Origin of the sequence: Streptomyces sp. NPDC096136 (assembly GCF_044763325.1) — a bacterium.
Taxonomy (GTDB): domain Bacteria; phylum Actinomycetota; class Actinomycetes; order Streptomycetales; family Streptomycetaceae; genus Streptomyces.
On record NZ_JBIWFZ010000006.1, the window covers coordinates 284,588 to 307,442 of the forward strand.

A 22,855-nucleotide genomic window follows, 5' to 3' on the forward strand; every position below is an offset into this window, starting at 1 on the left:
GTGTGCGGCAAGAGGGGCCTCACAGGTCGGCGGGACAGCGGGACGGAGGAGTCGTCGGCGCTCGCAGGCGAGTCAGGGACGCCAGGAGCGCCGCCCGGCCCGGCTTCGCCTCCAGCTCCAGCTCCTGCACGGCGAGTGCGGGCAGGGCCACCAGATGCACCGATGTCCCCACGAGCCCCGGCGGCCTCCCCGCTCAGGTGCGGCCTGAACCCCGGCCCGCGCCCCGCGGCCTGCGCGCCGGCGTTCATGCGTGGTCCCGCGTGGGGGTGTTGTCGTGGTCGCCGGCGGGCTGGGTGGGGATCGTGGTCTCGAAGGCAGAGGCCTGGACGAGGTACGCCTCGCGGAAGTGCCCCGTGCCCGTCGCCTCGTCCATCAACTCGGCGAACGTGCCCGACTCCGCGACCCTCCCCTCCTTGAGGACGTGGATGAGGTCCGCGTGACGCACCGAGTGCAGACGGTGGGTGATCAGCACGATCGTCTGCCCGGTGGTCGCCGCCAGGGCGCGGATCTGGTCGAAGACCCGTTGCTCGGCGACCGCGTCCAGGGCGCTGGTGGGCTCGTCGACGATGAGGATCTCGGCCTGCCGGTACTTGGCGCGGGCGATGCCGATGCGCTGCCACTGGCCGCCGGAGATCTGGTGGCCGCCGCGGTAGCCCCGGGCCAGGAGGGTGCCGAGGCCGCGGGGCAGGTCGTCGAGGACCCGGTCGGCTCCGGAGAACGCGGCTGCCTCCCGGACCGCGCGGTCGTCGATGGCCGTTCCGGGCCGGCCGATGCCGACGTTCACGCGGAAGGTGAAGGGCCACTGGTAGAAGTCCTGGGACATCAGCGCGACGCGGCCGAAGACCTGGTCGCGGTCGGCGGTACGCGCGTCGACCCCGTCCCATCGGATCGTGCCGCAGCCCTCGTCCGGCAGGTACAGGCCGGCCAGCAGCTTGACCAGGGTGGACTTCCCGGAGCCGTTCTCGCCCACCAGCGCGATGATCTTCCCCGCCGGGAACGAGAGGCTGACGTCGCGCAGCGTGGGTTCCGGCACGGCACCGCCGTTCCCGCTGCCGGGGTAGGTGAAGGTGACCTTCTCGAACCGGACCTCCCGCAGCCGCTCGGGCAGCGGGTCCCCGCCCACGGGGATGGCCCGGGCCTGCGCTTCCCGGCACAGGCGCTCGAAGTCGGCGACGAACAGGGACTCCTGGTGCAGTTCGGTGACCTGGAGCACCAGCGCGTCCAGGCTCGCGGCGCCGGTGCGGATGGCCAGGACGGCCGTACCTGCGACCGCCAGTTCCATGGCCCCGCCCCACAGCAGGGCGCCCAGCGCGCCGTAGGCGAGGAGGGTGGCGATGCCGCCGGCGCCATCGGCGGCGAGCCCGATCCGCGCGGCCCGGCGGGCCAGCCGGGTCTGTTCCCGCTCGCTGGTCTCGGCCATGGTCCGGAAGTGCCCCAGCAGGAAGGGCCCGATCCCGTGGACGCGCACCTCCGCAGCCGCTTCCTTCTGGGTCAGCAACTGACCCAGCAGGTGCCCGGCACGGGCGTGCTGCACGAAGGCGTGGAAGGAGATGTACCGCTGGCGGGAGATCATCAGCGAACTCCACGCGCTCGGCAGGGTCATCAGGGCCAGCAGCGGCAGCAGTACCGGGTGCAGGACGGTCAGCACCCCGGCCGCGGCGATCAACGAGACCGCGGCGTTGAGGGTGTTGGTGCAGTAGCGGATCATGCGCCGGGCCGAGTCCGCCCCGTACCGGGCCGCGTCCAGGAGCCGGTGGAACTCGTCGTCCTCGATCGCCGACAGCTCCGTGCGGTGCACCAGCCCCAGGTACTGCTCGGTGGCCACCCGCTGCACCTTCGGCTCCAACGCCCCCGTCGCCGCCGTCGAGGCCGAGCGCAGCAGCGACCCGAGGAACGCCGTGACCGCCACGGCCGTGAGCGCGGGCACCGCCCGGGACAGACGCTCGTTCGTACTGCCGGCCGCGAGCACGTGCCCGAGCACGCTGTTGACGGCGACCAGGCCGATCGCCTGCGCCACGCCCCGGCCGGCCTCGGAGGCCAGGACCAGGCGCAGCGCCCGGGCGTCCGCGAGGTGGGCCAGCCGCAGGCCGGTCCCCGCGAGCCGGGGCAGTTGGCGCGCCATCGTCCACAGCCCGAGCTTGAGCCAGGCCCCCTCGTGCTGGTCCCAGCCGACGTCGTAGGCCAGTTCGCCGCCGAAGAGGAGCCGCTCGGACTCCGACACCCCGCCGGCGCCGGCTCCGCTCCCCGAGTCCCTGCTCACGCGGCCCTCCTGGTGTCCGGTCGTACATCGCGGCCGTGCCCGGCCGAGGCGTCACCGCGGCGTCGGCAGGACGGTCGTGGACCCGGGTCAGGCCGGGATTGTTCGAATAGGTCGGCGGTGTCGGGCCGCTGCGGCAGAAGATGCACGAAGTCCTCCGGATGGGCGCACGGCTGGTACTGGTGCTCTAAGAACGGCTCCCGATCGGGTGCGTCACGGCCGAATCGGGAGCGAATGGTGAACGGATGTTCTGGTCTGGTCGGGTGGGCTTGGCGGGCCTGGAGTGGTGGCGTTGAAACTCGCTCGAACAGGTTCTGTTCACTCCGTCGGGGGATTGCGGGGGTATTCGCAGGTCGTGGCGACCCGACCGGGAATCACGGTTGTTCGGAACACCCGGTCGGGGAAGTACACGCGGAGGCCCGCTCGGCGGGCCTCCATCACCGGATGGCGTGATGGGTGATCGATCCGAACGCTCCGGCGGATCTTCCGAACTCGGCCGTGTGCAGGCCACGTTGGGCTCGGGATGCGGCTCTGGGGGCGCTACGCTGCGCGGGGCGGCGCTGCCGGGGAGTCGGGGCCGTGGGAGCGTGGCCCCCATGCAGTGGTGGGCGTCCGCACGGCAGCGCCGCGGCGGGACCAGGCGGCGGAGGACGGGTTCAGGTGAGCAGGGAAGCCAGGCGTACGGTTGACGTGGTCGTGCTCACGATGAACGACCGGGATGCCGAGTTCCGTACGGCGATGGCGTCGGTCCTGGCCCAGCAGGGGGTGGATCTGCGGGTCGTCATCGTCGGGAACGGGGTGGAACCCGACCATGTCCCGGACGGCGTGCGCACGGTGGCGCTGGCGGAGAACACGGGCATCCCGCAAGGCCGCAACGTCGGCGCCGAGGCCCTGGCCGACGGCGGCGGGGCCGAGTTCGTGCTGTTCTTCGACAACGACGCGATCCTGCCGGACCCGCGGACCCTCACCCGGCTGATCGCCGAGTTCGACCGGCACCCGCAGGCAGCCTACGTGCAGCCCCGCATCGCCGATCCGGTCACCGGCCTGACTCTGGGACGCTGGGTACCCCGGCTCCGCTCGGGGGATGCCCGCCGGTCGGGAGTCGTCACCGTCATGGCGGAGGGGATCGTCCTGGTCCGCCGGGCGGACTTCGAGGCCGTGGGCGGCTGGCCCGGGCACTTCTTCCTCTTCCACGAGGGCGTGGACCTGTCCTGGCGGCTGTGGGACCTGGGCCGGATCGGCTGGTACGCCGGAGACATCGAGGTGCATCACCCGGCGACGGATCCCGCCCGGCACGGGCCGTTCTACCGGATGGTGGCCCGCAACCGGGTCTGGGTCGCGCGCCGTCGTCTGCCCGCCCCCCTCGTTCCCGTCTACCTGACCGTCTGGGTCCTGATCTGCCTCTGGCGGTTCCGGGCCTCCGGCAACCTGGGCGTACTCGCGCAGGGGTTCGCCGAGGGGCTGCGGGGAGGAGCGGGGGAGCGGCGGGCGATGTCGTGGCGCACGGTGTGGCGGCTGACGCGCGCCGGCCGGCCCCCCATCGTCTGATCCGGCCGGGTCCCCCGAGCGGCGTCAGCCGGCACTGATCCGTTCGCGAAGGATCAGGTTCTGGCGGGTGGCCGTGGTGGCGACGAGCTCCTTGAGCGGGCCTGCGGTCCGCCGGGAGCTGATCTGGACGATGAGGTCCAGGGCCCGGTGCGCTGTTCCGGACGCCCGCACGTGATCCCCCCGGCGCCACTGCGCGTCGGCCTGCCGGGCCCGGGGCCTCGCCCCCTGCGGCGCCGAGGACCGCGCCGGCGACGGCTTCCGCGGGCCGGCCGCCGTTGCAGGCGGTGGCCCAGAAGGTGAGCATGTGCGTTCCCAGGGCTTGGTCGTCGGCGCCGTGCGCGGAGTGCAGGGCGCACTTGAAGACACGGTCCTCTTCGATGTCGTGGACATCGAAGAGGACCCAGGCGCGCACCGCTCCAGATCTGCAACCTGGCGCCCGAGGCCGCCCCGGGCCGCTCCTACCCCCGCACGCGGGCGATCGCCGTCATGCCCTGCGTGCGATACCTCTGACGACGACAGTTGATTACGCGAGACCACCAGGACCACGCCTGTGACAGTGGCATATTGACGTCCAGTCGGAGGGCCTGAAGACTGGCACGCCTTGGTGCGGCACCGTCCCCGGTGCCGCTGCCCGAAGTGTTCGGCTCGTACATGTCACTTCTTCACAGCCCCGCCACCGGAGCATCCGGCTCCGCAGGCGGCCGGTCCAAGGAAGCAGCCATGAGCAACGACACCCACCCCTTGATCCGACGCGCCGCCCTCGGCGCCTGTGCGGCGTCCCTGGCCGCCCTGATGCTCCCGAGCGCCACCGCGCACGCAGCCACCACCGCACGTCCGGCCGTCACCCTGGCCAAGCCGGGCAGCGGCGCCACCGTCCTGACCCTCACCGTCCCCGCCACCCGAGCCGGGGCTGCGCCGCAGACGATCGACTGCACCGTGACCCCCTCGACTCCCTTCCGCTATTACGGGGGCCCGTACGGCGGAGGGGAGGAGGGCCTGGCGAGCGTCAGCTGCACGGCCTCCGTGTACAAGATCCAGCTCGGTGTGGCGCTCTTCTACAACGGCTCCCAGGTCACCTACAACTCCACCACCGTGTACAACGCGCTGAGTTCGGGCGCCGACACGGAGTACCCGCTGAAGCAGGGCACGTACCAGACCCGCGCGCAGGCGACCATCACGACGGTCTACGGCGGCACCTCGGTGACCAGCCCCGTCTACGGAAGCGCCACCGTCACCCTGCCGTGAGTCCGGCTCCGACCTCCCGCACGGCGCCGCGCCGCTGACCGAGCGGTGGCCCGCGACCGCGCTGGCCGCGACCAGGGCCCATGACAGCAGCAGCCGGTGCGGGCCCCACCGGCTGCTGCTGTCCGGCCCACTGGTCACCGACCTGACGGAGCGCCAGGCTCGCACCGGCACCGACGGCCCCTTCATGGCGGCTCTGCCCGGCCACGGCCTTCCCCAGTTTGGCCATGGCCGGGCAGTGCTTGAGCTGGTGCGTCCCGCCGGTAGTGCCGTTCGACCGCCGTGTGGTCCTTCACCGCGGTCAGGGAATTCCCCCGGTGCGAGGCGACGGTGGCCGCCACCGGGCCCGAAGCGGCGGCCGCTGGGCGCGACGGCTGGTCCTGGAGGGCGGGGTCCCGGCCGACGGCGCTGGCCCGGCTCGAGCGGCTTGCCGGGGACCGGGCACTGGACGAGGCGACCCGGGCCCGCGTGCTCCAGGTGCTGGCGGACGCCGTGGCCGGGGAGGACGCCGCGCGTGCCCGCGAGGCGGCCGACGCTCAACTGGCGCTCGCCGGCTCCTCGGGGGAGCCCCGGCTGCTGTCCTCCGCCCTGACGGCCTCGGCCGGACTGCTGCCCCACGAATGGCAGGCCGGGGCGCGGGACCCCCTCGTCGCCCGGCCGCGCCTCCTCGCCGCCGAGCACGACCTGCCCGCCTACCGGTGGGCGTGCGAGCACCTGGACGCCGTGACGGCCGCCACCCGCAACGATCCGGCGGGCGTCCGCCGCCATACGGGCTGGGGGACCTGTACCGCCTGCTCGGCGAGGAGGAGGCGGCGGCCGACGCCTACGCACGCGCCGAACGCGTCGCGCTGGCCTGGACACTCTTCCCTGCACGTGGCATCCGGCCGCCGCGCCGCCGCGGAAGCGGCCGCGACACGGGGGCGACGCCGCGTCTTCGTGCCCCGTTTCGCAGTGTTGAGGATCCGTCAAGCCGTACGACGCCCCGTCCGACCTGACGTGCCAGTTCACGGACGCGTGGGAGGGCCGGCACGGCCGCCCGCCGGGCGGCGGCCCGCTCCTGGGCGGCCGGGACCGAGATCCCCGAGGTCGGCGGTGCGGTGCTGAAGGGGGCGAGCGCGGTGCCCCGCCGGATCCGGGGGGGGAGTGTCAGGGAGGTCCGGGAAGGCCGGGTGAGGCAGCCGGAGCCAATGCGTCTCGCGCCAGCCCGCGCAGCCAGGCGTGCGCGCTGTCGGTGTCGTAGCGCTGATGCCATGACAGGTACACCGGCGCGGAGGGCAGTTCGAGGGGCAGGGGCAGGACGGCCAGTCCGAGGTCGGTGACCGCGGATCGCGCGGTGGCTTCGGGGACGCTGATCACCAGATCGCTGTCGCGCGCGAACGCGAACGCGGCCGCTTCCGTGGGCGCCGTCGCCACCACGCGCCGGCTCAGGCCCAGCTGGGCCAGGGCTTCGTCGAGGGCGTTGCCCAGGTTTCCGCGCCGCGAGACGGTGACGTGCTCGGCAGCGGCGTAGTGCTGCGCCGTGAGGGTCCCGGCCCGGGTGAGGGGGTGGCCCCTCCTGACGACGATGACCAGACGGGTCTCGCCCACGTTCTCGGTACGGATGTCCGGCGCGCCGGGACGGTTGGCGTTCGCCTCCAAGTCGACCTCACCGCGCCGCAGCTCGTGTGTGTCCCCGCTCGATTCCCCGATGAAGCGCAGCCGCACGCCGGGTGCCTGTGCGCGCACCGACGTGAGGAGCGCGGGTCCGCTCAGGGCGACCAGGGAATCGTGCCAGCGCAGCGTGAACGTGCGCTCCAGCGTTGCCAGGTCGAGTTCACGGCTCGGCGCGAGGACCTCCTGGACCTGGTGGAGCAGCTCGTGCACCTGTGCTCGGACGGCGATCGCGTACGGCGTCGGGGTCATCGTGCGGCCGGTGCGCACCAGGATCTGGTCCCCGGTCGTGCGCCGGATACGGCCCAGGCTCCGGCTCATCGCGGGGGCGGTGACGTGAAGGCGTGCGGCGGCCCCGGCCACGCTCCCCTCCTCCAGCAGCGCGTCGAGTGCGGTGAGCAGGTTCAAATCCAATTGCATGCCAGTAATCCTAGGCGTGCCTGACATGCAGTTGAAGTTAACTTCCGGGCTTCATACCGTTGAGGCACAAGCGCACGGCGGGAACGCCCGGCCCGCCCCGATACGGCGTCACCCGTCCCACCCCCCCCTCACCGTCAGGAGCACCGACATGCCCGAAACGCCGCAGACCGCCGCCACCGCCGCCGCCACCGGCAGTGCCCCTGACGCCGACCTGCTGGCCCGGACCGTGAGTGCCGTGCGCACGGCCGGCTCGGCGCTGCGCGAGCGCTTCGGCGAGGCGGTCCGCCACGACACCCGCGAGGAGCTGATGCGCGCCCTGGCCGCCAACGACGACACGGCCCTCGACATCCTGCGCCCCCGCCTCACCGGGCTGCGCCCGACCGCCGGCTGGGTGGAGGACGAACTCGACGGCGGTGCGCTGCCGCCCGGCGAATGGTGGGTCGTGGACCCGGCCGAGGGCAACGTCAACCACCTGCACGCCCTGCCGGAATGGGCGGTCACCGCCACCCTCGTACGCGAGAACCAGCCCGTACTCACCGCAGTCCACCTGCCGCTGACCGGCGAGACCTACACCGCGCTCGCCGGAGCCGGCGCCCACCTCGACGGACGGCCCCTGCACGTCTCGCAGACCGCGCACCTCGACCTGGGCATCGTCGCCACCAGCCAGGCCAGGCCCGACGAGGACGAGGAGGTCGTACGGCGCGTCGGCGCCTCGATCACCGCGATGCTCTTCGACGCCCTCGTCGTGCGCACCTCTGTCCCCGCAACCCTGCACCTGACGAACGTGGCCGCGGGCAGGGCCGACGCCTTCTGGCAGTTCGCCGGAGCCCGCGCGGACCTCCTCCCCGGCGCGCTGCTCGTCCGGGAGGCGGGCGGACGGATCTCCGACGCCGAAGGCCGCCCCTGGACCCTGCAGAGCAACAGCTTCCTGGCCGCCGCACCCGGCGTCCACGCCCAGGCCGTATCGACACTCTCCCGCTGACACCGACGCAGAGCCCACCAGAGACCAAGAGGAAACGAACCGCCATGAACGACATCGCAGTTCTGGGAAACGGCCGCGTCGGCGGCAACCTGGCCGCCGCCCTGACCCGAGCAGGCCACCGGGTCAGCGTGGCGGACCGCACGCAAGGCGCCGCCGCCGACGCCGCACGCACGGCCCGGATCGTCATCAACGCCACGCCGGGCGCCGGCTCACTGGAACGCCTCGCCGCGCTGCGCGACGAACTGAGGGGCAAGATCCTCATCGACGTCTCGAACGCCACCACGGACGGCCCCGACGGCCTGCCCGCCGACCTCCTCTACCCCGGCTCCAGCCTCGCCGAGCGCCTCCAGGAAGAGCTCCCCGAAACCCGCGTCGTCAAGACGCTCAACACCATGCTCTTCTCGGTGATGACCGCACCGGCCGCCCTCTCCCAGCCACCCACCGCGTTCCTCTCCGGCGAAGACCCCCAGGCCAAGCAGACCGTCCGCGACCTGCTCGCCGACCTGGGCTGGAGGCAGGAGTGGATCACCGACCTCGGCGGGATCCGGACCGCCCGCGCCACGGAAGCCGCGATCCTGTTCGTCCCGCACGTCATCCGGACCACCGGCTTCACCCCCTTCGCGCTCTCCATCGCCCGCTGACCGCGCACCTGCGTGGGCGGGCTCCGGCGCGCCGGGCAGGCCGAGGGCGGCCCGGCGGCCGGCGCGGGGGCACTGCCACCGGGCCGCCTCAGGCGGTGCGACGCCGAAGCTCGCCAGAGGACGGATACTCGCCGACCCCGATCAGTCGTGAGCCGTCATACAGCCTCACAGGAGCGTCCGGACGCGTGGGGAAGAAGGTCCCCCGTCCGGGGGGGCAGGCCCGCCTACTCGGCTGCTGGGATTCCGAGTTCCTCGAGGAGGCCGCGGACGCGCTGCTCGATCTGGTCGCGGATGGGCCGGACGGCGGTGACGCCTTGGCCGGCGGGGTCTTCGAGGGTCCAGTCGAGGTAGCGCTTGCCGGGGAAGTAGGGGCAGGCGTCGCCGCAGCCCATGGTGATCACGACGTCGGAGGCCTGGACCGCCTCGGCGGTGAGCACCTTGGGGGTTTCGGCGGAGATGTCGATGCCGATCTCCCGCATGGCCTCGACGACGGCGGGATTGACGGTGTCGGCCGGGGCGGAGCCGGCGGAGCGCACTTCGACGCGGCCCCCGCCGAGGCGGGTGAGGAAGGCGGCGCCCATCTGGGAGCGGCCGGCGTTGTGGACGCAGACGAACAGCACGGACGGGCGGGTGGGGGACGAGGTCACGGCGGGGGGCTCCAGGGGTTCAGCGGGAGGCGGGGACGACGACGGTCGACGCGGGCCCGTCGACGGTCCGGCGGGCGGTCGGGCCGAAGACGAGGGCGAGCAGGCCCAGGCCGGCGGCGGCGCCGAGGAGTTGGGCGGCGATGAACGCGGGGACGCAGGCGGGGGCTATTCCGGCGAAGGAGTCGGTGAAGGCCCGGCCGATGGTGACCGCAGGGTTCGCGAAGGAGGTCGAGGAGGTGAACCAGTACGCCGCGCCGATGTACGCGGCGACGACGGCCGGTACGAGGTTCGCCCGGCCGGTCCGGTTCAGGCCGAAGGCGACGAGCAGCAGTCCGGCCGTGGCGACGATCTCGCCGAGCCACAGGTGGGGGGCGGAGCGGTCGTGGGCGGAGAAGACCAGCGCGGGCCGGCCGAAGACGGCGTTGGCGAGCAGTGAGCCGGTGATGGCGCCGCCGATCTGGGCAGGGATGTACGCTGCCACCTCCCGCGGGGACGGTCCGTCGCCGGAGCGGCGGCCGCTGAACCAGGCGGCGAGGGTGACGACGGGGTTGAAGTGGGCGCCGGAGACCGGCCCGAACACCGCGATCAGCACGCCGAGCCCGAACACGGTCGCCAGGCAGTTGGCCAGCAGCTGGATGCCGGCGTCCTGCGACAGCTCGGTGGCTTGGATGCCGGAGCCGACCACGACGGCCACCAGCAGCCCGGTCCCCACCGCCTCCGCCGCGGCGCGGCGTCCCAGCGGCACCGGGTCCCCGCTCACGCCGCCGCCCCGGCGGCGCGCGGGGCCTTGAGCACGGCTGCCAGCCGGTCCAGGGCGGCGGGCAGGACCCAGTAGTAGACCCAGGTCCCGCGGCGTTCGCAGTCGACCAGACCGGCTTCGCGCAGCAGCTTGAGATGGTGCGAGATCGTCGGCTGGGACAGGTCGAAGGCCGGGGTCAGCTCGCACACGCAGACCTCGCCCCCGTCACCCGAGGCGATCATCGACAGCAGCCGCAGCCGGACGGGGTCGCCCAGGGCCTTGAACACCTTGGCCAGCTCGGCGGCCCGGTCCTCCTCCAGCGGGGCGGCCGCGAGCCGGCCGCAGCAGCCTTCGGCGTCCTGCCCCAGGACCGGGAGCTCTTGTTTCGACATTCCTCTATGTTGACCTTCTTCGATCCAAGGCGCAAGGTTGCATCGAGGGGCATCGATGCAGCCAGGTCCCTGCCCAGCCGGGGAGGGAACCTCGTCCGTTGGGAGCCATCGTCATGAGCGAGCAGTCCACCGACCTGCGCGAGAGTGTCCGGGCCCGCTACGCGGCCTCCGCGCTTCAGGTCACCGCAGGCGGCACCGCAGGGTGCGGGCCCGAGCCGGCCGAGGCCGACGAGAACTTCGGCCCGTCCCCGTACACCGCCGACGACCGCGCCGCACTGCCCGCCGGGGCCCTCGCCGCCTCACTCGGCTGCGGCGCCCCGAACGCCGCCGCCGACCTGCACGAGGGCGACCGCGTCCTGGACCTCGGCTCCGGCGGCGGAATCGACGTCCTCCTCTCCGCCCGCCGCGTCGGCCCCGGCGGGAAGGCATACGGTCTGGACATGACCGAGGAGATGCTCGCCCTCGCCCTCGCCAACGCCGCGCAGGCCGGCGCCACGAACGTGGAGTTCCTCAAGGGCGCCATCGAGGCCATCCCCCTGCCGGCCGCCACGATCGACGTGGTGATCTCCAACTGCGTGATCAACCTCTCCACCGACAAGGCGGCCGTCTTCGCCGAGACCTTCCGCGTCCTCAAGTCCGGCGGCCGGATCGCCGTCTCGGACGTCGTCGCCGACGACACCCTCACCCCCGCACAGCGGGCCGAGCGCGGCGACCACGCCGGCTGCATCGCCGGCACCCTCTCCTTCGCCGAATACCGGCAAGGACTTCAGGCGGCCGGGTTCACCGGCGTCGAGATCACCCCGACCCGCGCGGTCGCCGACGGCATGCACTCGGCCACCATCCGAGCCGTCAAGCCCACCGCCGAGACCGCCACGGTCCCCGAGGCGGCTACCTGCTGCGGGGTCACCGCCTGCTGCACCCCCGGCGAGGAGACGCAAACGCCGGCCACCAGCCCCGCCGCGGCCAAGGCCGCAGCCGGATGCCGCTGCGGAGACTGAGGAATCCTCTCCGGAGGCCCCGGAGTTCCGGCCGCCGCTGCTGATCGGCCTGTTCGGGTTGGCCGCGGGGGGTCGGCGGCCAGGAGTGGTGCCCGGGCGCGAAGTGCTTCGAGGGAGGGGCGAACGCGTACGCGGGCGGCGCCTGCTGGAGTCCGGGCGCGCAACCGGGTTCGGCTCGGCGGATCACGCCGCACAGGTCTCGTCGACGCCGGAGCGGTACGCGCGCTGCCGCAGAACCGGGAAGGCGCCGCACGCCCCCCCCGCGCGGACCGCTGCCGCTACCGCGCGCCGCACCGGAGAGTCCGGCTGACCGTCCCGCTCAGCCGTCGCCCGGCGGGCGCAGGCCTTCGAAGGTCAGGGTGAGGAAGCGGCGCCAGTCGCCGCTGCCGGTGCGGATGATGCCGGACAGGCCGCCGACGATCATGTAGACGTCCGCGACCGCGAGGTCCGCCCGGAGGGTTCCCGCGGCCTGTCCCTGGGCGATCAGCGCCGCGACGGCCTCCTCCAGTCGTCCGCGGGTCTCCCCGCCGGGGGCGGACGAGCCCGTCGCGGACTGGGCGGCGGCCGTCAGGCCAGGGCTGGCCGCCAGGGTGGCGCCGACGTGGCGCAGGTACCGGGCCAGCCCCCGGCCGGCCTCGGGCTCACGCCGGCAGTCCGTCAGCGCCAGCTCCAGGATCCCGGCGAACCGCTGCTCCGCCGCCGCCTCCACGAGGGCCTGCTTGGACGGGAAGTGCCGGTACAGGGTGCCGATGCCGACCCCCGCCGCCCGGGCCACCTCGGGCATCTGCACCTGGTTCCCGCGCTCCTCGAACAGGGCGCGGGCGGCGGCCAGGACGAGGGCGCGGTTGCGCTCCGCGTCGGCGCGCGGCCGGCGGGCGCCGCCCGGCTCGGGGGGCGTTGACAAGGCGACCACTCCTGTCCCTACAGTGAACACGGAACTGAAACGGAATCGGATTCCGCTTCACATGGTGCCATGCGAGGAGGGGCCGAGCCATGCCCGACGAGGACCGCTTCATCCTGCTGGAACCCGGGGCCGCCCGGCCGGGCCGGGTCCCGCTCCCGCCCGCCTTCGCCGTGAAGGCCGGGACCGCCGACACCGAAGGGCGGCTGTCGCTGATGGAGGTGACCCTCGTCAAGGACATCCCCCGCCACACCCACCACCTCGCCGACGAGTGCGTCTACGTCCTCGACGGGGTCCTCGGCATCGAGTTCGACGACCGGACCCACCTCGCCCCGGCCGGGAGCTTCGCCCTGCTGCCCCGCGGCGTCCCGCACGCCCTGCGCCGCGCTTGCGACCCGCCCCCGCGGGTCCTGCAGATCTCCGCGCCCGGCGGCTGGGAGCGGTACGTGGAGGACCTGGTCGAGGCCGGCCCCGCTGTGCTCACCGACGGGGAGCTGGACCCCGAGAAGATCAATCCCATCGCGGCCCGCCACCACATCCGGTACGAGCAGCGCCCCTGACCGCCGCCAGGCCGCCTCTTCCGGATCCCGCCGGAGCCGCTCCGTTCGGTGCCGGTCAGGCTGTGCCTGGATCCAGGCCACCTGCGACTTCGGAGCGCGCTTGACGGCCTCGGCACAGTCGGGACAGACGGGGTCTGCGTCGGCAAAAGACGTGGCACGAGCAGGCGGCCGTCCTCCAGGCTCGGAACGTGCGGATCACCGGCAGTGACGGACTGGCGATCGAGTTCGAGACCGTGGGCCGTGGACATCCGCTGGTACTGCTGCACGGCTTCTTCGGAGACCGCACCACATGGCACTCCGCCGGATACGTCGACACACTCACCGATCACTTTCGCCTCGTCCTGATCGACGCCCGCGGACACGGCGAAAGCGAAGCGCCCCACGACTCGGACGGCTACGCAATCAGCCGTCAGGTCGACGACGTCCTTGCCGTGCTCGACGCTCTCGAGATCGAGCAGGCGGCCGTGTGGGGCGCCTCGATGGGCGGCATCATCGGCTTCCATCTCCTCGCCAGCCACCCTGAGCGGCTGACCACGCTCGTCGCGGGCGGCTCCCACGCCGTCCCGATCACCATCGGGACGGCCGAGGCCGAGGCGGAAGCCGCCGTATTCCGGACCCAGGGCACCGCACCGTTCATCGAGACGCTGGAACGCCAGGGACCGCTTCCGCTTCCCACATGGATGCGCACCGTAATCCAAGCAGCCGACCCGAACGCCCTGGCAGCATGGACCATCGCCCTGGACAACCGCCGACAGCGTCCTGGACGCGCCGGCTTCCTCCGCCGTTGCGCTGCTCCTGCTCGCATGAGATCGCGACCCCCGACTTCCCGCGATGCGGGAGACCGCCGACCGGATACGCGGCGCCAGATGAGACGCGACCAGGCTTCGGCGGGACGCGGCACCAGTAGATGAAGAACAAGGTCAGGGGGTGTTCGTGAACGACCGCCGGTAGGAGCGGGGTGGGACCCCGCGGCGGCGGACGAACTGCTCGCGCAGGACGGCCGCGCTGCCGTACCCGACTCGCCGGGCGATCTCCTCGACCGGCAGGTCGGTGGTTTCCAGGAGTTCCTCGGCACTGCTCAGCCGCAGGCCGCGCAGCCAGGCGTGGGGGGTGGTGCCGGTGGCGGCGGTGAAGCGGCGGGCGAAGGAGCGCTTGCTCATCAGCGCGCGGCGGGCCAGTTCCGCGACGGGCAGCGGCTCGTGGAGGTGGGTGCGGGCCCAGGCGAGCACGTCGGCGAGGCGTTCGTCGCGGCAGTTCTCCGGTACGGGCGCGCTCAGGTACTGGGCCTGCCCGCCGTCGCGGTGGGAGGGCAGCACCATCTCGCGGGCGATGGCGTTGGCGGTGGAGGCGCCGTGTTCGCGGCGCAGGAGGTGCAGGCACAGGTCGAAGCCGGCGGCGGCCCCGGCGCCGGTGGCGATGCGGCCCTCGTCGATGTAGAGGGCGTCGGCCTCGACGGTGACGTCCGGGTGGCGTTCGGCCAGCAGGCCGGCGAAGCGCCAGTGGGTGGTGGCCCGCCGGCCGTCGAGCAGCCCTGCGGCGGCGAGGGCGAACGTGCCGACGCAGTGAGCGGCCACGAGGGCGCCGCGCGCGTGCGCGGCGGCCAGGGCTTCGAGTACGGGCGGGGCGGGGGGCGTGCGGAACCCCGCCCAGGGCAGCGCGATCACGAGGTCCGCCCGCGCCAGCCGGTCGAGGCCGTGCCTGAGGGTGAGGGGCACTCCGAGGTCGGTGGGCACGGACCCGGGGCGGTCGGTGCAGAGGGCGAACTCGAACGCGGGCGCCCCGGCCCCCCTCGGGCCGAAGACCTCGGTGACGATGCCGATGGACAGCATGCCGACGCCCGGTGGGGCGTAGGCGGCGACGGTGAGGAAGGGCTGCTGCACGGAGGCAGTCTGCCAGGGGCGGCAGACGATGGCACGAAACCTGCGATCAGTGTCATCAGTGCCACTCGTGGCCCGCCCGGGCCCCGGCGAGGATGGGGTCATGACTGACGCACCGCTCGGCCGCAGCGCCACCTACGCGATCCTGAACACCGGCTACACCGGCTCCACCGGCCCCGGTGTGGCCGCCACCGTCTCCTACGTCACCGACGGCGGCCGGCACATGGTCTTCGACCCGGGCATGGTGGCGAGCCCGGACGACATCCTCGGCCCGCTCGCCGGACTCGGCCTCACCGCGGACGACATCACCGACGTGGTCCTCAGCCACCACCACCCGGACAACATCATGAACGCGGGACTGTTCCCCCGGGCCCGCGTCCACGACCACAAGGCCGAGTACCTCGGCCACGCATGGCACGACCGCGACGCCGAAGGGTACGAACTCACCCCCTCGCTCCGGCTGATCCGCACCCCGGGACACAGCCCGGAGGACATCACCCTGCTGGCCGGCACGCAGTCGGGGGTGGTGGCCTTCGCCGGCGACCTGTGGTGGCACTCCCAGGGCCCCGCGGACGACCCGGTCGCCCCGGACCGCGAGGCCCTGCGCGCCGCCCGCCTGCGCGTCCTGGCCGCGGCGGACCTGATCGTGCCGGGCCACGGGGCCCCGTTCGCGGCGGACGGTGACGTGCCGCTCTGACGGCCCCGGTGCGAAGTCGAAGGGCAGCGCGGGGCATCCCCACCCCGTGCGGCGGCCGGCCCCGGCGGGACGTGCCGCGCGTCGGGCCGCAGGCCACCCGGCCGGCCCTTCGGCCTGCCGGGCCCGCCATGTGGAGACGACGAGTTGCGGGCGGTGCACGCCGCGCCGCGGAGAACCCAAATGCGTCGACAGCACCCCTCGGCACCCGGCACAGTGGCCACCCGTGACGAGCAGTGAACTGTGGACCCGTGCGACCGCCGACCGCTACGACGCCGAGGAGGCCGAAGCGTCCTCGGCTGCCGTTCTCGGACCGACCCTCGCCTTCCTGGCCGAGCTCGCCGGAGACGGCCGGGCGCTGGAGTTCGCCATCGGAACCGGACGGGTGGGAGTCCCGCTCCGGGAACGCGGCGTGCCGGTGGTGGGCGTCGAACTGTCCGGGCACATGGCAGCGGTGCTGCGGCGCAAGGTCGACGAGGACACCCTCCCGGTGGTCATCGGGGACATGGCCACCACCGTCGTTCCCGGTGGGTTCACCCTGGTCTACCTCGTCTACAACACCATCACGAACCTGCTCACGCAGGACGAGCAGGTCGAGTGCTTCCGCAACGCCGCACGGCATCTGGAGCCCGGCGGCCGGTTCGTGATCGAGCTGGGTGTGCCGCCGCTGCGGCTCCTGCCGCCCGGCCAGGTCGCGGTGCCGTTCGACGTCTCCCAGCGGCATCTCGGCTTCGACACCTTCGACCTGGTCGAGCAGGTGCTCGTCTCGCACCACTTCACCCGGGACGGCGACGACGGCCACTACCGCCGGGAAAACTCCCGGCACCGGTACGCCTGGCCGGCCGAGCTCGACCTGATGGCGCGGATCGCCGGGCTCGAACTGGAACGTCGCGTCGCGGACTGGGACGGGTCCCCGTTCACCCAGGACTCCGCGAAGCACGTCTCCGTGTGGCGCAAGCCGGCCTGAGTCGGCCACCAGGCCATGGAAGCCGGCCGTGCCTGCCTTGAACTTCCACATTTCGTCAGGAGTTCAGAGCTGCCCGAGTTCTCAGGCGGCCCTCAGGCGGGCCTCTGGCGGCTGAGGGGCGTCTTGAGCCGGCGAGACGTACGGCCTCGTAGGACCGGGTTGGTCGAAGGCGGGCCAGCATGCGGCCCAGTGGGTGGCGGAAGGGGACCGGCTCCTGTACTTCTGTCCGGCCTGTACCAGGGCGAGGGCCGTGGTGGCCTGCCGTACGGAACTCTCGTGCTGCCATAGCCCTCGCTTCGGGGAATCTCCAGAGCGGTACCGCGTTGACGCCTCATCAGGTGCTGTGGGGAGTAGATCGCGAAATGGTCCTGGCGCGTTCCGTTCCCGTGCAGGTCGGCCTCCCCCGCCGCCTCCGCTGTGGGCTGGTCGTGCCAATCGACCACAGGGATCGCCATGGAGGGCCGCGCGGCCCCGGGCCGACGGTCCTTGCGCGTACCTGCTGCGGTGTGGATCCCACCACGACGAATGCGAGCTGCCGCACGCCGGCGGAGGACCGCCCGTCCGGCCGGCCTCACTGTCGCAGTGTCGTGCCCCACACGGGTGAGGCGATGGCCGTTGCGTCGCCGTTCAGTTGATCGGATGTACAGGCCGCCTCGTCTAGGCTGACGCTGACCCAAGCGACAGCAAGAGTGGAGGCGGTCATCCGGACCCGGTGGCAGTCTTCGACGGCGTGGAGCGGCGCGCGGTGGTGTGGGCGGCGGCGTGTCGTGCCCGCCCTCCTCCTGGTGATGGCGCTGCTCCTCGCCGGGGACGGCTGGGCAGCCGGCCGGTCCGGGCCGCAAGGCGCGCGGGAGTACCTCTCGCGGGCCCTGGACGTGATCGCGGCCCATTCCGTGCACCGGGACGGGGTCGACTGGACTCGCGTGCGGCGTGAGGCGTTCGCGCGGGCGGAGTCGGCGCGTACGGCGTCGGACACCTACCCGGTGATCGCGGAGGCGCTCGAGGAACTCGGCGACCGCCACGGTTACTTCCTGACCAGCACCGAGGCTGCCGTCAAGAGCCAAGGGCAAGAGGACGTGTTCCCCGGCCTCACCGGCCGGCGCCTGCCCCACGCGGTGGGCTACCTCGCGCTCCCCGCTGTCGGCGGGGCCCGGCGGACACGGGACGCCTACGTCCGCCAGGGCCGCGCGGCGATCAAGGAGGTGGAGCGGGACGGGAAGGCCTGCGGATGGATCATCGACCTGCGGCAGAACAAAGGCGGCAGCGCATGGCCGATGTTCGCCGTCGCGGCGCCGTTCCTCGGTGAGGGAAAGGTCGGTGCGTTCGTCTTCGCAGGCGGCACCAGCACGCCGTGGTACGTCAAGAACCGCAGGCCGGAACTGAACGGCGAGGAGTCCCCGTGGGGAGCCTCCGATCCGCTGGGAACGCCGGATCCGCCGGTGGCGGTCCTGACCGACGGCAGGACCGCCAGTTCCGCGGAAGCCCTCCTCGTCGCCTTTCGGGGGCGCCCGGCCACCCGGACCTTCGGGGCGGGTTCCTACGGCGTGGCCACGGGCGTCGAGGGCTTCCCGCTCTCCGACGGCGCCGTCATCGGCCTGACCACTGCCCGGGAGGCGGACCGCACCGGCCGGATCTACGACGAGGCGATCCCGCCCGATCAGGTCGTTCCCACCGTCCGCGCGGACATCGGAACGGACCGTGACGAAGTGGTGAAGGCCGCGGGCCAGTGGCTCCAGGAGGTTTCGGGTGGCCGAGGGTGTGAGCCTTCGGAGGGGGCCCCGGTCAGCCCGTGAGGGGCGCCCGCGCCCCGTCTTCGCCGCCGGGGGCTCGGTGCCCACCCGCCCCCAATGGGCCGGCAGGCGCTCGCCCCGGCCGGGGCCGGTGCGCGTGGCGCCGCAGTATCCGTCGTCACCCCGCATGACGGTGCCGCGCCCGGCTTCTCGGCCTCAGCCGCCGAACCATCCGGCAGGGCCCTGGGAACCCCCGCCTCACGCTGCCGGCGGCACGAGCAGAGACCCCGGCGCGCCATGAGGCGGGCGGTCACCCGTCATCCGTCATCGTTCGCGGGCGTCGCCGGAGAGGACGAAGCCGCTGTAGCCGTCTCGGGCCGAGGCCTCGCACGCGGCCCGGTACCGGTCCAGCCCGCCGGTGTAGGCCAGGAACACCCTCGGCTTTCCCGGGATGTTGGACCCCATGTACCAGGACTCCGACGCCGGGTAGAGCGTCCGGTCCGCGAGCTCCGCGACGTGGGCGCCCCACGCCTCCTCCGCCTCCGGTGCGGCATCGATTTCCGTGAGGCCGTTCCGCGTCAGATGGGCGATGCAGTCGGTGATCCACTCCACCTGCTGCTCCAGGGACACCGCGATGTTGCTGAGGACGGACGGGCTGAGCGGGCCGAGCACGGTGAAGAGGTTGGGGAAGCCCGCCGACATGAGCCCGAGGTGGTTGCGGGGGCCGTCCGCCCACTTCTGCCTCAAGGTCACACCGGCCCCGCCCACGATGTCGACGGCGAGCTGGGATCCGGTCAGTGCGTCGAAGCCGGTGGCGAAGACGATCGTGTCGAAGGCGTGATCCCCCTTCGTGGTCCGGATCCCCCGGGGCGTGATCGTCTCGATCGGGGTCGCGCGGAGGTCCACCAGCGTCACGTGCGGCAGGTTGTAGGCGGCGTAGTAGCCGGTGTCCAGGCAGGGGCGCTTCGTCGCGAACGGGAACGTGCGGGGCGAGAGCGCCTCGGCCGTCTCCGGGTCGTCGACGGCCGACCGGATCTTGGACCGGACGAACTCGGCCACCGTCGCGTTGGCCTCCTCGTCGGTCAGGATGTCGGTGTACGTGCGGAGCAACCCGCTGAGCAGTCCCGACTCCCAGGCCGCCTCGTAGGCGGCCGTCCGCTCCGCCTCGTCGGCCGCGAGGGCGGAACCGGTCGGCGGTTCGAAGACGGTACCGCCCCGGGAGAGCCGCTGGGCCTGGCGGAACTGCGGGTACCGGGCCTTGAGCTCGGCGGTCTCGGAGCCCAGCAGCGGACGGTTGTGGGCGGGCAGCGCGTAGGCCGGGGTGCGCTGGAAGACGGTGAGCGCGGCCGCCCGCTCGGCGATCACCGGAACGGCCTGGACCCCCGAGCACCCGGTCCCGATGACGGCGACCCGCTTGCCGGTGAAGGAGACCTCCTCGCGCGGCCAGCGGGCGGTGTGCAGGACCTCGCCCGTGAAGCGGTCCTGTCCGGGTATCCCGCGGTCCTTGGGCGCCGACATGCAGCCCGATGCCAGGATGAGGAAACGCGTGGTGACGGTGCGTCCGGTGTCCGTGGAAACGCGCCAGGTGTGGGCGGTGCCGTCGTACGCGGCGCTCGTGACACGGGTATGCAGGGTGATGTCCCCGCGCAGGCCGAAGCGGTCGGCGACGTGGTGGATGTAGCGCAGGATCTCCGGCTGGGACGCGTACCGCTCGCTCCACTCCCACTCCTGGTCCAGTGCGGGGGAGAAGGAGTACGAGTACGACATGCTTTCGACGTCGCAGCGTGCGCCGGGATAGCGGTTCCAGTACCAGGTCCCGCCGATGTCCTCGCCGGCCTCGAAGACCGCTACGCGTAAGCCGAGTTCACGCAGCCGGTACAGCTGGTAGAGACCCGAGAGCCCGGCGCCGACGACGACGGCGTCGACCCGGTCGGCGCCGGGGGTGGTGGTTCCCATCGGTTGCTCCTTCTCTCCGCACGCGGCCCGCCCCGTTGGGGGCGGCGTCGGCAGTGGCGGGTGAGGTGGTGGGTGAGGTGGTGGGTGCGGTCGCCGCGCGGGGAGCCGGCGGGTGCACGGGGCGCGGCGGCACGGGAGCGACATCCTGGTCCATGTCCGGTGTCGCGGGAAGTGGGAGTGGCTCGCCGGGCACCCCCGTCCCGGGGCGCCCGCACCCGAACGCATTGCCGTTGGAAATCCGCCAACTGCCGCAACGGCGTACGGTCATTGGCCGTTATTGGACCGTGACGACCTCCCGCGGGCGAGGTAATCTTCAGGCAAAGACGTGGTCGCGAGGTGGTCAAACAGATCACCGAGTGTCGCCCGTCCCGTCCCGTCCCGCGTCGGCTCATGGCGTGGGCGGAGACACGCGAACACCGGCGTCATGCCCCTGGGGCGCGCCGATCCACCCCATCGACTGATGACCTGAACACACCGCGCCCGTCCCGCATGCCGTTGTGGGCGCAGGAGAAAGGCCACCATGAAGTCCCTGGTTGACAACGCACGCTCCTTCACGGCCCACGTGGCAGAACGTGCCCAGGAGTTCCACGCCCTCGAGGCCGGGCAGAGCCCCGAAGTCCTCTTCATCACCTGTTCCGACTCCCGAGTCGTCCCGTCCCTGATCACCGGCGCCCGTCCGGGTGAGCTGTTCGAGCTGCGGACGGCGGGCAACATCGTCCCCGCGTACAGCGGCAGCCTTCCCTCTGCCGAAACGGCCACCATCGAGTACGCGGTACGGGTGCTGGGGGTCCGCGACGTCATCGTGTGCGGGCATTCGCACTGCGGGGCCGTCAACGCCCTGGTGAGCGGCGGCGACCTCTCCGGCCTGCCCGCCGTCCGGGACTGGTTGGAGCACGCGGCCGGCCGGCCGGAGACGACGGCGCCGCTCTCCCCGGACCTCGCCGAGGCCGTGCAGCGCCACGCGGTCGCCCAGCTGGAGCGGCTGTACGAGCACCCCTGTGTGGCGGAACGGGTGGAGGCCGGGACCTTGGCGGTGCACGCCTGGTACTACGAGGTCCACACCGGGGCCGTGCAGGCGTACCGGTCGGCCGCCACCTCCTTCCGGCCGCTGTGATCCTCATCCGCCCTCCCCACGGGCCGCCTTCCCGCCCTCCCCTTCCGCTTCCGCCGTGCGAGGAAGTCCACTGATGCTCTCCACCCTCAAGAACCCCGCCCATCTGCGACGAGACCTGCTGGCCTCGCTCGTCGTCTTCCTGGTCGCCCTGCCCCTGTGCGTCGGAGTCGCCGTGGCCTCCGGGGTACCCGCCGAACTCGGACTGGTCACCGGGATCGTCGGCGGTCTCGTCGTCGGCTGCCTGCCCGGCAGCAGCCTCCAGGTCAGCGGCCCGGCCGCGGGCCTGACCGTACTGGTCTTCGAAGCCGTGCAGGAGTTCGGCCTCGGCGCCCTGGGAGCCGTCGTCCTCCTCTCCGGGCTGCTCCAACTCGTGATGGGGGCACTCCGGTTCGGCCGGTTCTTCCGTGCGATCACGGTGGCGGTCGTCCAGGGCATGCTCGCGGGGATCGGACTCGTCCTGATCTTCGGGCAGCTCTACACCATGGCCGGCGTCGAGCAGCCCCGCTCCGGACTCGGCAAGATCGCGGGGATTCCGCGGCTGGCCGCCGAGATCGCCTCGACCGGCGCCGTCCTGACCTCCTTCGGCGTCGGTGCGGCCACCATCGCCGTCCTCGTCCTGTGGAAGAGGCTCCCGGTCAAGGTCCAGGCGGTGCCCGCCCCACTGGCCGCGGTCGCGCTCGCCACCGCGGTCACCGCCGCGGCGGGCTGGTCGGTCCCCCGCGTCGACGTGCAGGGGCTCCTCGCCGCCATCCAGCCGCCGGGGATGTCGGACTTCGCCTCGCTGGGCAGCCTCGCGGCCGTCGGCACGATCATCGCCTTCGCCCTGATCGCCTCGGCCGAAAGCCTCTTCAGCGCCGCCGCCGTCGACCGCATGCACGACGGCCCGCGGACCGACTTCGACAAGGAGCTGATGGCGCAGGGCGCGGGCAACGCCATCTGCGGCGTGCTCGGCGCCCTGCCCCTGACCGCCGTCATCGTGCGCAGCGCGGCCAACGTCCAGGCCGGAGCGAGGACCAAGCTCTCCCGCGTCCTGCACGGGCTGTGGCTCGTGCTCTTCGCCGCCCTCCTGCCGGCCGCGATCGGCGTCATCCCCCTGGCCGCCCTCGCCGGCGTCCTCGTCCACGCGGGCTGCAAGCTCATCCCCGTCAAGGACCTGCTCCCCCTGTGGCGCTCCCACCGCGGCGAGGCCCTCGTCCTGGCCGCCACCGCGATCGCCATCATCGTGACGAACATGTTCGAGGGCGTCCTGCTCGGCATCGCCCTGGCCGTGGCCAAGAGCGCCTGGGAGACCTCGCACGTCCACCTCGACGTGCACGAGACGACGGACGGCCGGTTCCTCGTCACCCTCAGCGGTTCCGCCACCTTCCTGCGGCTGCCCCGGATGCTCGAGACCCTCGAAGCCCTGCCCTGCGGCCGCCCCGTGGAGCTCGACCTCTCCGGGCTCCGCCACCTGGACCACGCCTGCCGCACCACCCTCGAGGGCTGGGCGCAGCAGCACGGGGCCACCATCGGGGTTCCGGCGAAACTCTGAGCACCGGTC

General features: G+C 72.8%; 22 protein-coding genes. 12 read left to right on the forward strand and 10 right to left on the reverse strand.

Going from position 1 to position 22,855, the window contains the following annotated elements:
- Positions 1–19: 19 nt before the first annotated feature.
- Together ACIRBY_RS15790 and ACIRBY_RS15795 are read right to left on the reverse strand one after the other, a co-directional pair.
- On the reverse strand, positions 20–172 hold the full coding sequence (locus tag ACIRBY_RS15790; protein WP_403900966.1) for a hypothetical protein: 153 nt from the start codon (positions 170–172) through the stop codon (positions 20–22).
- A 72-nt stretch (positions 173–244) separates the two neighbouring features.
- Positions 245–2,122: an ABC transporter ATP-binding protein gene (locus ACIRBY_RS15795; protein ID WP_403901142.1), complete on the reverse strand. Its 1,878-nt coding sequence runs from the start codon at positions 2,120–2,122 to the stop codon at positions 245–247.
- An 840-nt stretch (positions 2,123–2,962) separates the two neighbouring features.
- On the opposite strand from ACIRBY_RS15795, the gene ACIRBY_RS15800 reads away from it, so the two are divergent.
- A complete protein-coding gene (locus ACIRBY_RS15800; RefSeq protein ID WP_403901143.1) occupies positions 2,963–3,805 on the forward strand; it encodes a glycosyltransferase family 2 protein in 843 nt (280 codons plus the stop codon).
- Positions 3,806–3,829: 24 nt separating this feature from the next.
- Here ACIRBY_RS15800 and ACIRBY_RS15805 read toward each other — a convergent pair whose 3' ends face one another.
- Positions 3,830–3,976, reverse strand: coding sequence for a hypothetical protein (locus tag ACIRBY_RS15805; protein ID WP_403900967.1), 147 nt, complete (start codon positions 3,974–3,976; stop codon positions 3,830–3,832).
- A gap of 549 nt (positions 3,977–4,525) precedes the next feature.
- Between ACIRBY_RS15805 and ACIRBY_RS15810 the strand changes: the two genes are divergently transcribed.
- On the forward strand, positions 4,526–5,050 hold the full coding sequence (locus tag ACIRBY_RS15810) for a hypothetical protein (protein WP_403900968.1): 525 nt from the start codon (positions 4,526–4,528) through the stop codon (positions 5,048–5,050).
- Positions 5,051–6,193: 1,143 nt separating this feature from the next.
- Here the strand turns inward: ACIRBY_RS15810 and ACIRBY_RS15815 are convergent.
- Positions 6,194–7,117 carry a LysR family transcriptional regulator gene (locus ACIRBY_RS15815; RefSeq protein WP_403900969.1) on the reverse strand — a complete coding sequence of 308 codons (924 nt, stop codon included), beginning with the start codon at positions 7,115–7,117 and terminating at the stop codon, positions 6,194–6,196.
- A gap of 148 nt (positions 7,118–7,265) precedes the next feature.
- Between ACIRBY_RS15815 and ACIRBY_RS15820 the strand changes: the two genes are divergently transcribed.
- Together ACIRBY_RS15820 and ACIRBY_RS15825 are read left to right on the forward strand one after the other, a co-directional pair.
- On the forward strand, positions 7,266–8,099 hold the full coding sequence (locus tag ACIRBY_RS15820) for an inositol monophosphatase family protein (RefSeq protein WP_403900970.1): 834 nt from the start codon (positions 7,266–7,268) through the stop codon (positions 8,097–8,099).
- A 44-nt stretch (positions 8,100–8,143) separates the two neighbouring features.
- A complete protein-coding gene (locus ACIRBY_RS15825; protein WP_403900971.1) occupies positions 8,144–8,740 on the forward strand; it encodes an NADPH-dependent F420 reductase in 597 nt (198 codons plus the stop codon).
- A 224-nt stretch (positions 8,741–8,964) separates the two neighbouring features.
- Here ACIRBY_RS15825 and ACIRBY_RS15830 read toward each other — a convergent pair whose 3' ends face one another.
- From ACIRBY_RS15830 to ACIRBY_RS15840, 3 genes are all read right to left on the reverse strand, one after another.
- Positions 8,965–9,321: an arsenate reductase ArsC gene (locus ACIRBY_RS15830; protein WP_403901144.1), complete on the reverse strand. Its 357-nt coding sequence runs from the start codon at positions 9,319–9,321 to the stop codon at positions 8,965–8,967.
- An 85-nt stretch (positions 9,322–9,406) separates the two neighbouring features.
- A complete protein-coding gene (locus ACIRBY_RS15835) occupies positions 9,407–10,147 on the reverse strand; it encodes an aquaporin (RefSeq protein WP_403900972.1) in 741 nt (246 codons plus the stop codon).
- Entirely contained in the window at positions 10,144–10,518 is a 375-nt protein-coding gene (locus tag ACIRBY_RS15840) for an ArsR/SmtB family transcription factor (RefSeq protein ID WP_403900973.1), read from the reverse strand. The genes ACIRBY_RS15835 and ACIRBY_RS15840 overlap by 4 nt, the downstream gene beginning before the upstream one ends.
- Positions 10,519–10,631: 113 nt before the next feature.
- Between ACIRBY_RS15840 and arsM the strand changes: the two genes are divergently transcribed.
- Positions 10,632–11,516 carry an arsenite methyltransferase gene (arsM, locus tag ACIRBY_RS15845; RefSeq protein ID WP_403900974.1) on the forward strand — a complete coding sequence of 295 codons (885 nt, stop codon included), beginning with the start codon at positions 10,632–10,634 and terminating at the stop codon, positions 11,514–11,516.
- 319 nt (positions 11,517–11,835) lie between these two features.
- Here arsM and ACIRBY_RS15850 read toward each other — a convergent pair whose 3' ends face one another.
- Positions 11,836–12,420, reverse strand: a complete 585-nt coding sequence (locus ACIRBY_RS15850) for a TetR/AcrR family transcriptional regulator (RefSeq protein ID WP_403900975.1) — start codon at positions 12,418–12,420, stop codon at positions 11,836–11,838.
- A gap of 89 nt (positions 12,421–12,509) precedes the next feature.
- Here ACIRBY_RS15850 and ACIRBY_RS15855 point away from each other — a divergent pair, with 89 nt between their 5' ends.
- Positions 12,510–12,977, forward strand: coding sequence for a cupin domain-containing protein (locus tag ACIRBY_RS15855; RefSeq protein ID WP_403900976.1), 468 nt, complete (start codon positions 12,510–12,512; stop codon positions 12,975–12,977).
- A gap of 188 nt (positions 12,978–13,165) precedes the next feature.
- The gene (locus ACIRBY_RS15860; RefSeq protein WP_403900977.1) at positions 13,166–13,888 is read left to right on the forward strand and encodes an alpha/beta fold hydrolase; all 723 of its coding nucleotides are present in this window, start codon (positions 13,166–13,168) and stop codon (positions 13,886–13,888) included.
- A gap of 9 nt (positions 13,889–13,897) precedes the next feature.
- Here ACIRBY_RS15860 and ACIRBY_RS15865 read toward each other — a convergent pair whose 3' ends face one another.
- Positions 13,898–14,806, reverse strand: a complete 909-nt coding sequence (locus ACIRBY_RS15865) for a GlxA family transcriptional regulator (RefSeq protein WP_403901146.1) — start codon at positions 14,804–14,806, stop codon at positions 13,898–13,900.
- 151 nt (positions 14,807–14,957) lie between these two features.
- Between ACIRBY_RS15865 and ACIRBY_RS15870 the strand changes: the two genes are divergently transcribed.
- The 3 genes from ACIRBY_RS15870 (at position 14,958) to ACIRBY_RS15880 (ending at position 18,308) form a co-directional block, all read left to right on the forward strand.
- Entirely contained in the window at positions 14,958–15,551 is a 594-nt protein-coding gene (locus tag ACIRBY_RS15870; protein ID WP_403900978.1) for an MBL fold metallo-hydrolase, read from the forward strand.
- Between the two features lie 223 nt (positions 15,552–15,774).
- On the forward strand, positions 15,775–16,515 hold the full coding sequence (locus ACIRBY_RS15875) for a class I SAM-dependent DNA methyltransferase (RefSeq protein WP_403900979.1): 741 nt from the start codon (positions 15,775–15,777) through the stop codon (positions 16,513–16,515).
- Positions 16,516–17,282: 767 nt separating this feature from the next.
- Positions 17,283–18,308, forward strand: coding sequence for a S41 family peptidase (locus ACIRBY_RS15880; RefSeq protein ID WP_403900980.1), 1,026 nt, complete (start codon positions 17,283–17,285; stop codon positions 18,306–18,308).
- 261 nt (positions 18,309–18,569) lie between these two features.
- On the opposite strand, the gene ACIRBY_RS15885 is transcribed toward ACIRBY_RS15880, so the two are convergent.
- Positions 18,570–20,201, reverse strand: a complete 1,632-nt coding sequence (locus ACIRBY_RS15885) for a flavin-containing monooxygenase (protein WP_403900981.1) — start codon at positions 20,199–20,201, stop codon at positions 18,570–18,572.
- Between the two features lie 520 nt (positions 20,202–20,721).
- Here ACIRBY_RS15885 and ACIRBY_RS15890 point away from each other — a divergent pair.
- Entirely contained in the window at positions 20,722–21,315 is a 594-nt protein-coding gene (locus ACIRBY_RS15890; RefSeq protein WP_403900982.1) for a carbonic anhydrase, read from the forward strand.
- A gap of 73 nt (positions 21,316–21,388) precedes the next feature.
- Positions 21,389–22,846: a SulP family inorganic anion transporter gene (locus ACIRBY_RS15895; protein ID WP_403900983.1), complete on the forward strand. Its 1,458-nt coding sequence runs from the start codon at positions 21,389–21,391 to the stop codon at positions 22,844–22,846.
- Positions 22,847–22,855: the final 9 nt, after the last annotated feature.

Excerpts from the sequence above, each read along its gene's own strand:
- ACIRBY_RS15795 (WP_403901142.1), bottom strand. The coding sequence starts at position 2,122 with ATGGCGCGCCAACTGCCCCGGCTCGCGGGGACCGGCCTGCGGCTGGCC.
- ACIRBY_RS15800 (WP_403901143.1), top strand. The coding sequence starts at position 2,963 with ATGAACGACCGGGATGCCGAGTTCCGTACGGCGATGGCGTCGGTCCTG.
- ACIRBY_RS15810 (WP_403900968.1), top strand. The coding sequence starts at position 4,526 with ATGAGCAACGACACCCACCCCTTGATCCGACGCGCCGCCCTCGGCGCC.
- ACIRBY_RS15815 (WP_403900969.1), bottom strand. The coding sequence starts at position 7,117 with ATGCAATTGGATTTGAACCTGCTCACCGCACTCGACGCGCTGCTGGAG.
- ACIRBY_RS15820 (WP_403900970.1), top strand. The coding sequence starts at position 7,266 with ATGCCCGAAACGCCGCAGACCGCCGCCACCGCCGCCGCCACCGGCAGT.
- ACIRBY_RS15825 (WP_403900971.1), top strand. The coding sequence starts at position 8,144 with ATGAACGACATCGCAGTTCTGGGAAACGGCCGCGTCGGCGGCAACCTG.
- ACIRBY_RS15830 (WP_403901144.1), bottom strand. The coding sequence starts at position 9,321 with ATGGGCGCCGCCTTCCTCACCCGCCTCGGCGGGGGCCGCGTCGAAGTG.
- ACIRBY_RS15840 (WP_403900973.1), bottom strand. The coding sequence starts at position 10,518 with ATGTCGAAACAAGAGCTCCCGGTCCTGGGGCAGGACGCCGAAGGCTGC.
- arsM (WP_403900974.1), top strand. The coding sequence starts at position 10,632 with ATGAGCGAGCAGTCCACCGACCTGCGCGAGAGTGTCCGGGCCCGCTAC.
- ACIRBY_RS15855 (WP_403900976.1), top strand. The coding sequence starts at position 12,510 with ATGCCCGACGAGGACCGCTTCATCCTGCTGGAACCCGGGGCCGCCCGG.
- ACIRBY_RS15865 (WP_403901146.1), bottom strand. The coding sequence starts at position 14,806 with ATGCTGTCCATCGGCATCGTCACCGAGGTCTTCGGCCCGAGGGGGGCC.
- ACIRBY_RS15870 (WP_403900978.1), top strand. The coding sequence starts at position 14,958 with ATGACTGACGCACCGCTCGGCCGCAGCGCCACCTACGCGATCCTGAAC.
- ACIRBY_RS15885 (WP_403900981.1), bottom strand. The coding sequence starts at position 20,201 with ATGGGAACCACCACCCCCGGCGCCGACCGGGTCGACGCCGTCGTCGTC.
- ACIRBY_RS15890 (WP_403900982.1), top strand. The coding sequence starts at position 20,722 with ATGAAGTCCCTGGTTGACAACGCACGCTCCTTCACGGCCCACGTGGCA.
- ACIRBY_RS15895 (WP_403900983.1), top strand. The coding sequence starts at position 21,389 with ATGCTCTCCACCCTCAAGAACCCCGCCCATCTGCGACGAGACCTGCTG.